General features: G+C 67.3%; 5 protein-coding genes. 2 read left to right on the top strand and 3 right to left on the bottom strand.

Features of this window, described 5'->3' with window-relative positions; translation table 11 throughout:
• Positions 1-311 precede the first annotated feature (311 nt).
• Positions 312-704, bottom strand: coding sequence for a Rossmann-fold NAD(P)-binding domain-containing protein (locus KUTG_RS00105; RefSeq protein WP_232240564.1), 393 nt, complete (start codon positions 702-704; stop codon positions 312-314).
• 181 nt (positions 705-885) lie between these two features.
• Here KUTG_RS00105 and KUTG_RS00100 point away from each other — a divergent pair, with 181 nt between their 5' ends.
• Both KUTG_RS00100 and KUTG_RS00095 read left to right on the top strand, forming a co-directional pair.
• Complete coding sequence (locus KUTG_RS00100; RefSeq protein ID WP_198046930.1) at positions 886-1,755, top strand: hypothetical protein; 870 nt, start codon at positions 886-888, stop codon at positions 1,753-1,755.
• 41 nt (positions 1,756-1,796) lie between these two features.
• A complete protein-coding gene (locus KUTG_RS00095; protein WP_198046929.1) occupies positions 1,797-6,002 on the top strand; it encodes a WD40 repeat domain-containing protein in 4,206 nt (1,401 codons plus the stop codon).
• Between the two features lie 8 nt (positions 6,003-6,010).
• Here KUTG_RS00095 and KUTG_RS57765 read toward each other — a convergent pair whose 3' ends face one another.
• Both KUTG_RS57765 and KUTG_RS00085 read right to left on the bottom strand, forming a co-directional pair.
• The gene (locus KUTG_RS57765; RefSeq protein ID WP_052393588.1) at positions 6,011-6,694 is read right to left on the bottom strand and encodes a hypothetical protein; all 684 of its coding nucleotides are present in this window, start codon (positions 6,692-6,694) and stop codon (positions 6,011-6,013) included.
• Between the two features lie 585 nt (positions 6,695-7,279).
• Positions 7,280-9,148 carry an AlbA family DNA-binding domain-containing protein gene (locus KUTG_RS00085; RefSeq protein ID WP_157494138.1) on the bottom strand — a complete coding sequence of 623 codons (1,869 nt, stop codon included), beginning with the start codon at positions 9,146-9,148 and terminating at the stop codon, positions 7,280-7,282.
• Positions 9,149-9,670 lie beyond the last annotated feature (522 nt).

Below are 9,670 nucleotides of genomic sequence, written 5' to 3'. Positions count from 1 at the left end.
ATCGCGCACAGCACTGGCGAACTGGGTTGAGGCAGCGTTGCAGGCACGGCCGCTGGCACGGCTGACTGGACGGCCGTTTGTCGCGGGCACCGCCACTGGGCGCGAGCCATTCGTGGCAGGCGGTGCCCGCAAGGTGATATCGCTGTCCACTGGCCGTTGTCCACGAATACGTCAACGACCTGGGCGCGCTGGTATCGCTGCTGAAGGCGAAGGTCGGCGACATCATGCAGGTAGGGCCGTCCCTTGAAAGGAGCTACATCCAACAGGGTTCGCGTTCGCGGCGCGCGGGCTCAGCGGCACCTCCACCGTCCTTACGCCGCGTCCTTGAAGTAATGGCCGTTCTCGATGTCCGCGATCAGCCCGGGGTGCGCGGGAACCCAGTCGAAGCGTTCCCGGGTCAGCGCGCTGGATGTCGGGTTGTCGAGCGACACCAGTGGGGCGAGAAGGCCGAAGTGGCCGCTCGCCTCCTCGGCCGTCAGACTCACCGCCGGAAGCTTCAGCTGACGGCCGATGGCCTCGGCGATGTCCCGGAACCGCACACCCTCCTCCGCGACCGCGTGCACCGGAGTGCCGGGCGGGGCGGATTCCACGGCAGTGACGATCGCCAGCTTGTAGTCCGGGCTGAACACCCGCCGTGTGGGGCGTGGCGTGGGGTCGGCAGCCGGGGTCGAGCGGGAGGGCTGGTCGCCGGAGGGGGTGGACACGTGCACAAGGATCTCCGATCCCGCCCTTGCTCAGGAACCCCGGGTACTCACACGAGGTGTCTCACCCGATCCTGGCAAAGAGGGTACATGACCCCAGCTGCAGTGAAACGTCCGGGCGGGCAGTGGCGATGCTCAGGTATCAAGCGCTGATGCTGGGGGTCCTGTGGCTTCGGTTGTGTGTGTGCACGGCATCGGGCAGCAAAGCCTGGGTGAGCGGTCGTTGTTGGCGTCGTGGGAGCCGGCGTTGGCAGATGGCCTCACGCAACACGAGCGGGCAGCGCGGCCGCCAGACCAGACCAATCGAGCCCGCCAGCAGGGGGCGTGGAAGGTCGCGATGGCCTTCTACGGTGACTTGTTCCGTCCAGCTGGTTCGTTGCTGGCTGTGGGTGACCCGGTATTGGGCCCCGGTGATGTCCTGCCAGGGTTGGAGCAAGAATTGCTGGCGGCATGGTGGGCCGCCGCGGCGGAGGTGGACGAGCGGGTGGCGCCGCCCGACGGTGACACGCTGGTCTCGGTGCCGACATGGGTGCACCGGGCGTTGGTGCAGTTGTCGAACAGCCGGTTCTTCGCCGGGGTGGCGTTGAGATCGATGGTGTTCGATCTCAAGCAGGTCGCCCGGTATTTGACCGACCCGGAGCTGCGAGCGGTGGCGCGTACGCGGGTGACCCAGCGGATCGATCGGGACACGCGGGTGGTGATCGCGCATTCTTTGGGGTCGGTGGTTGCCTACGAGGCACTGTGCTCACTGCCTGATCACGGTGCACGGGCGCTGGTGACCTTGGGGTCTCCGTTGGGGATCGCGAACCTGGTTTTCGAGCGACTGGAGCCGGCACCCGTGTCTGGGGTGGGCGCGTGGCCTGGTGGTGATGATCTGGTGTGGACGAACGTCGCCGATGCGGGTGACGTGGTGGCGTTGGTCAAGGACCTGCGGCCACGGTACGGACAGCGGGTCCGCAACGTGCTGGTCCACAACGGCGCGCAGGCGCATTCAGTGGTGCCGTATCTCACCGACCGATTGACCGGTGCGGCGATCGCCGCAGCCTTGGCATGACCGGCCCACACCCGGCTCCGGGCGAGGGCAGGCGGTTGTTGGTGGCCACTGCAGTCACGCATCACGTCCATCAGGCCTCTTGGGACCGGCCAGCGCTGGCAAAGGCCCGCCAGGATGTAGTTGACCTGTTCACCGGGCGGTTCGGCTACCGCCACCTCACCGATCTCGGTCTGGACCCCACACGCCAGCAGCTGGACGTGGGCTTGCGCAGGGTGTGCGCCCGCAACGCCATGGACCCGATCAACGAGCTGGACATGCTGGCTGTCTACATCACCTGTCACGGGCATGTGCTGGACGACACGGGCGATCATGTGCTGATCACTTCCGACACCCATCCAGACGACCTGGGCTACGCACTATCCACTGTAGACATAACGACAACATTGCTGCGTGGCACGAGAGTGCGGCGGCTTCTGCTGATGCTGGACACCTGTCAGTCCGGGCGCGGCGGTAACGAGATTGCTGCCAAGGCCGTGGCTCGACTGACCGACACCTGGGAGCCAGGCTCGGGCATAGTGGTGATCGCTTCGGCTCAGCCGACCGAAGAGGCCATGACTGGTGTGTTTCCGCAGCTGTTGCGCGACGCGGTGGAGGCGATGTCGACTGCCGGTCACGGTCCGGAGACGCTCGATGCTCAGGTGTTGGTCGGCGAGATGAACAAGCAGCCGGGCCGACCGGGATACCAGCGGGTCGGGATCGCTCAGTTTGGCATGACCGGGCAGGCTCCGCCGTTCCTCCCCAATCCGCGTCATGATCCCGCGCTCAACGGTGTGGACGTTGCCATTCAACGGGCCTCCGAGTGGCGCGCCCAGGCCGACGAGCAGGAGGTGGCGTTCCGGGACAACGTGGTCCGGCGGGCGATGGGGAGCCACGACGCCCCGGGTGGGGGCTGGTGGTTCACCGGCCGTCACAGGGCCTTGCTTGACCTGACCGCTTGGCTGGCCCGCCCGGACCGCGCACATCCGCTGCGGGTGGTGACCGGGGATCCAGGGTCGGGTAAGTCCGCCGTACTGGGTCTGTTGGCGACCTTGGCCCACGCTGAACGACGCAGGACGGTTCCGATCGACACTCTGGGACTGCCCGCTGCAGCGGTGCCGGAACCGGGTGTGATTGACACAAGACTGACCGCGCAGCAGTTGACCACCGAGCAGATCCTGCACGCCGTGGCCGCTGCTGCCTGCGTCGATGCGTCTACCCTAGGCGAGCTGCTGGCCCGGCTTGGTACGTGGGTCCGCGAGCGGGGCTGTCCGTTTACGGTGCTGCTGGACGGTGTAGACGAGGCAGCCGCCCCCAGCGACCTGGTGGCTGGGCTGCTGGCACCGCTGGTCGAGCATGCCAAGGGGCGGGTGCGGCTGCTGTTGGGTGCCCGCCCGCACATGCTGCCCGCCCTCGCTCGCGCTCTGCCCACCCTCGCCCCAGATCTGGACCGTGGCAGCGAGAGCCTGGTGGTGGACCTGGACTCCGCGCGGTATGCCGACTTCGACGCCATGACCGAATACACCATCCGCAACCTGCTAGGCGCGACCGTCGACAGCCCCTACAAGGACGTGCCCCGCCACCGGCTACGGCCCGTGGCCGTCGCGGTCGCTGAGGCAGCTCACCCCTCGTTCCTGGTCGCCCGCATCACCGCCACCACGCTGACCGCTCAACCCGTCGTCACGGATGCTCACGACCCGGCTTGGCGACAGTCACTGCCCAGCATGCCTGGCCAAGCGATGCGCCACGACCTGGAAATCCGTCTGCGTGGCGACACCAAGCGGGCCCGTGACCTGCTACTGCCCCTGGCCTTCGCTCAGGGACAGGGCCTGCCATGGGAAGACATCTGGGCCCCGCTGGCGTCTTGCATCTCCGGGCTCCGCTACACCGACGAGGACCTGTTGTGGCTTCGTAACCACGCCGGCTCCTACATCGTCGAGAACGTCGACCAGGGCCGCTCAGCCTATCGCCTGTACCACCAAGCGCTTGTCGAACACCTCCGTGCGGACGCCGATCCCCACCGAGTTCACGACGCCTTCGTCACCGTGCTGCTTGACCGGGTTCCCCTGGACGTCAACGCCCGCACCGACTGGACCCGCGCTCACCCTTACACCCGCACATACCTGGCCACCCACGCCGCCGGTGCCGGACGCGTCGACGAGATCATTTCGGATCCCGAGTACCTCGTACACGCCGATCCCGACACCCTCCTCGCGGCTCTGCATCTCACCACCACCGACACCGCACGACGCACCCGCGCCATCTACCGGAACACTCACCACCGCGCCCTCACCCCAACCCAACGCAGACACACGCTGGCCATTGACGCCACCCGCTTCGGCGACACCAGCCTCGCCACCGAACTCGCCCACAACCTCATCTGGCGGCCCCAATGGGCTACGGGAAAACAAACCAGCGTCGCCTTGCGGACCATCCTGGCCGGCCACACCAACTTGGTGCAGGCGGTGGCGTGCACCGAACTGCAGGGCCGCCCAATCGCCGTCACCAGCAGCACCGACGGCTCGGTGCTGGTGTGGGACCTGACCGAGGGCACCCTACGCACCACCCTCCCCAGCCACACCAACTTCGTCCGGGCGGTGGCATGTGCAGAGATCGATGGCCGTCCCATCATCCTCACCAGCACCCGCAACACCGTTTGGGTGTGGGACCTGACCGACGGCACCCTACGCACCACCCTTACCGGCCACACCAGCGTGGTGCAGGCAGTGACGTGCGCAAAAGTCGACGGCCGCCCGATCGCGGTCACTAGCAGCGGCGACGGCTCGGTGCTGGTGTGGGACCTGACCGACGGTGCCCCACGCACCACCCTCACCGGCCACACCGGCACGGTGCGGGCGGTGACGTGCACCGAACTGGACGGCCGGCCGGTCGCCATCACCGGCAGCGACGACGGCATCCTGCGCGTGTGGGACCTGACCGAGGGCACCCTACGCACCACCCTCCCCAGCCACACCAAGCTCGTCCGGGCGGTGGCATGTGCAGAGATCGATGGCCGTCCAATCGTCCTCACCACCGCCCGCGGCACGGTTCGGGTGTGGGACCTGACCGACGGCACCCTACGCAGCACCCTTACCGGCCACACCAATTGGGTGCAGGCGGTGGCGTGCACCGAACTGCAGGGCCGCCCAATCGCCGTCACCGGCAGCGACGACAGCACCGTACGCGTGTGGGACCTGACCGACGGCACGCTGCGCACCACCCTCACCGGCCACACCGGCAAGGTGCAGGCGGTGGCATGCGCAAATGTCGATGGCCGCCCAATCGCCGTCACCGGCAGCGACGACAGCACCGTGCGCGTATGGGAACTACTAGCAGTCGAGACAACCACGACTCATGACGCGAGCAATACAGACATCCTCGGTATGGCGTGCACCGAACTGCAGGGCCGCCCAATCGTCGTCACCGGCTGCGCCGATCGCACGGTTCGGGTGTGGGACCTGACCGACGGCACGCTGCGCACCACCCTCACCGGCCACAACAGCAAGGTGCGGGCGGTGGCGTGCACCGAACTGCAGGGCCGCCCAATCGCCGTCACCGGCAGCGACGACAGCACGGTTCGGGTGTGGGACCTGACCGACGGCACCTTACGCACTACCCTTACCGGCCACACCAATTGGGTGCAGGCGGTGGCGTGCACCGAACTGCAGGACCGCCCAATCGCCGTCACCGGCAGCGACGACAGCACCGTACGCGTGTGGGACCTGACCGACGGCACGCTGCGCACCACCCTCACCGGCCACACCGGCAAGGTGCAGGCGGTGGCATGCGCAAATGTCGATGGCCGACCAATCGCCGTCACCGGCAGCAACGATTGCACGGTGCGCATGTGGGACCTGACCGACGGCACGCTGCGCACCAACATCACCATCCACACGGGCTTGGCGCGGAGCGCGGTCCGGGCGGTGGCGTGCACCGAACTGGACGGCCGGCCGGTCGCCATCACCGGCAGCGACGACGGCATCCTGCGCGTGTGGGACCTGAGCGACGGCACTCTGCGCACCAGCGTCACCAGCCATGCGGGCAAGGTGGAGGCGCTGGAATGCGCAGAGGTCGATGGCCGTCCAATCGCTGTCACCGGCAGCGACGATCGCACGGTACGGGTGTGGGATCTGGACACGGGCGCGCTAGACACGCTATTTCAACAAAACAGGATCCGAGCGGTGGCCGTGGGGCCTAATGGTGAAATCCTCACAAGCATGGGGTGGGATCTCGTCGTCAACCACAAAGTTGGAAAAACGTTTGACAACTAACCGGTCTTTCACTGGGTCACGTCAATCGGCCGCCCGGACGGCATGAAGTGGGGTTTTGTGCGAACGCGGCAGGTCACCGTGCTCGGCAGTGCGGTGCCTTCCCGGAGCCAGGCGCACATACAGCGAGTTTGCGGTGGACCGGGACGGCTACCGCTTTGGTGCTCGACCTCGGTTACGCCACATTGCCGCGTCTTCTCACGCACTGGCCAGACGGTGTCGTGGACGCCGTTGTCTTCACCCATGAGCACCCCGACCACTGCATCGACCTGCATGGGCGCACCTGCGCCGCGCAGCCGAATGTGCACGGACGCTGGTCGGCCCGCCGCTCCGTGGCCCTGGACCGTCACGAGGAGATCCTGGATGTGCGGATACCCGCGGCCGGCACCCCGCCCCGCCCACTGGATCGCGGTGCTGTGCAGATTCAGATTGGCACACGGCCAGGCTCCCCAAGAGAGCAGCACAGTGGCCCGGTTACGTGCCCGCGCGGTCAGCCGCCGGGCGAGCGCGTGTCCGCGCTGGCCACTCGTGAGGACCTGGTCAGCGGCGACGGCGACAATGTCGAATCCGTCAAGCAGGGCGGCAATCACGTCGCCGGCAGCTTCCTCTGTGGTGTGCGGGACCAGCGCCATCCGGTGCGTCATCACGCCGCCTTCGACGGCGGCGGCCAGGCCGAGGTCGGGCAAACCGGCCACAGCCGCCCACGAGGGTCGTTGCGGGGTAGCGGCGAGCAACGCCAGCAGAGCGATGTCGTCCCTTGGACCGCGACCGTGTTGCCTTGCCGCAGCCCTGCATCGCGCAGCAGTCCCGCGAGGCCGGCCCCACCGGCAGCACCGGGCGCGGACCGGCGTCGATGCCCTGCGCAGGTCGTGGGCGATGCGTAGGTGGGAAGAACGCCTCCCGGACGCCTCCGGCACGTTCATCTCCTCGCCAGCTATGTCACCGTGACGCCGTGGTGGGACAGGGCGTCGATTTCGCTATCGCCCCATGCTCACGGAAGCGGTATGTGATCACCGATGCGCTGCACGTGGTCGGTGTCGTCTTGAGTTAACAGGTCGCAAGTAGGGAACTCGACGCTGACAGGCCCCTCGAGTTGACCTGTCTGGTCGCCTATCGCCGATCCGCCCGCCAGCCCGGTCGGCGGCAGCGCCAGCAGCGACGCCAACCGAGCGTGGTAATGCTGCTGGTCACCAGCGGTGGGGCCAGCCTGGCTGGCTCCGCCGGCTGCACCCCAGTTCGACCACGGTGGACGCTCGGAAATTGTTCAATTTGGGCCAGAATCAGAAGCTGCTCTCGCGGACCTGTATGAAGCCATACCGATGGGCCATGTCGACCAAGGCTGACCGGGCTCGACCGCGCCGGGTGTCCGCGTCGAGGCCGGGTACGGACGGCAGGGAGACAAACAGCTCAGTCTGATTGTGATAACCGCCGGGGCCGAAGGGGGTCATGTCGAGGACATCGTTCAATGGCGGTGGGGATTCGGGCTCGGAGTGCCGGTAGTTGGTGCCGATGCACAACTCGACATGGGGTACCGCACTCCATCGCCGTCGCTTCGTCGGGCACTCCACCGCAAACCGAGGCACGAAGTCGGTTGCGGTCTCCCACGCCGCTACGAAGAACTCGAACAGGTCCTTCACCGACCACCGAAGATCTGCTGTCGGGTCTGCTCCTATGGCCCTCGCCCACGCCCCGAAGTCTCCAATCCGCACTTCGGCGCAGGTGACGACCGCGGAACCAATCCCAGCCGGTGGTAGCGACATCATGACCTCGGCGGCCAGCACGCATTCGCCGTCTGGTGTGATGATCTGGCTGGAATAACTCAACCTGTCGCTCGCGTTGGCGTTCGGTCCGGGATTCCAGACGGCCGCCGGTAGGTCGCCGCCGCGACGGCGCGACAAGCTCGTGGTGAATCCTGCCAGTGGGCTGACCGGCAGCTCAGGAACAATGCTGTCGATCCGGTCTGGCGTGATCCTCAGATCGCTGGTGTCCCCCCAGGACAGGGTGGACAGCACCCGCGCCTGCAGTTGCGGTCGTCTCAGAGGAGACCAACTGCGGGTCGGCGCCGACATCGTTGTGTGCGGTGTCGGCTCGGGTTCCCACCACCAGCTCTGCCCTTGCCCGTCGGCGTCGCGGTGCAGTCGGCCGCGGCCCCAGCGACCGCCCGACAACGGCACGGTCGTGGTGTGCCGATCGACGACGCGGGTTGAGGTGGGGTCACCGGTCGGAAAGCCCAGAGCGCCCAGCGCGTCCCCGTCCGGTGAACCGCTGCCCTCGTCGCGCAACGCCTGCCATATCTCCCCGGCGACCGCGACAGGTCGTTGGCTCGCCTGGGCACACAGCGCCCAGCCGAACAGTTCAGTCGGCGTCTCGAAGTGCTGCGAGACCCCTGGGCCGACCCGGTAGACGTCGGTCACAGGAATGCCCAGCCACAGGCCCTGCCCGGCGAGGTCATTGAATGCCTGCTGGAACACACCGCCCCACCCGGGCTCGCCGCCGCCAACGGTGTGCCCCGGCTTGTCGATCGGCTGCGGCGTCCGGACGGTGGCGAGGGCCGCGGCCAGCTTGTCGATCCCGTCGCCGGAGTTCGCCCAGCCCAACCCGATGAAGTGCTGGATCTCATGCGGCCGTAGCCAGGTCGTGCCGTCTCCGCGCCGGACGGGGATACCAACGGCGGTCTTGCTTACCTCTGTGGTCCCGGTCGGTGCCGGCACGGCGAACAGCTGGCTCGACCGTGGTTGTGCGGGTATTTCGATGATCAGCATGCCCGACTCATTGCCGAGGTCGATCCAGTCCACCGACACGTTGCGCAGGGCGGGGATCACCCGGGTCGCGATGATCTGGCGGTGCTTGTCGAGATCGACCAGCGTCCGGGGCACCGGGTTGAGGGCACTGAGGATCTCCTCGCCGTGTTCCTTCTTCGTGGAGAACCCCACAACGAGCAAGCCCCCGTCGGGGGTGTTTGCGAAGGCCGCCACGTCCTTCGCGAGTTCTTCTGGCCCCGCGGGCTGGTCCAACCGGTAGACGCCGCCTTTCACATCCAGCCAGACGGTCTCCCGCTCACCGAGCAATGCCGCAGGATCACCACCGCGCAGAGCTTGCCGTGCGCGTTCCAGACCAGTAGCCGCCATGCACGTATTCTTCCCGGTCACCGACAGGATGTTCTGGCCGCCTAGGGTTACGGGCACTGGCGGCGCGTCGGCCCACTGGGGATAGACGGCTGATGGTGATCTCCGGATTCGCGTTGCTGGCGATGAGTTCCTCGCCTGTGCCAGCGGTCGGTGAGACGTCCACCATGGACGCCGAACTGCCGCTCAACAGCGGTGGGACCAGCCCGGCTGATGGCCCAACCGCTGGCGCGGTGACCAGCGTGCCCACGGTCTAGCTGTCACGCCCCAGGTTGGGACGCGGCGAGACGTTGAAGCAGCTGTTCCATGCCTCGCAGGCCGGCGTGCAAGGCACCGAACCCTGATACAGGGGTCGACAAGCCAGCCATCGACGCTGGAGGCGACTCTGCCATCGGCGACTCGCTCGCTTCGCCGGATCGCGTGGACGGGCCGCGCTGGTAGCGGCGCCGGCTCGGCTCATCTGCGCGGAACGGCCAGCCCCCGCAGAGCACGGTGCCAAGGCGTGCACGGTGGGCAGCTCAGTCTGACGAAGGCACAACGACGAGG

Origin of the sequence: Kutzneria sp. 744 (assembly GCF_000568255.1) — a bacterium.
GTDB lineage: Bacteria > Actinomycetota > Actinomycetes > Mycobacteriales > Pseudonocardiaceae > Kutzneria.
The sequence above is the reverse complement of the archived record's forward strand: the minus strand, read 5'-3'. Positions and strand labels throughout refer to the sequence as shown.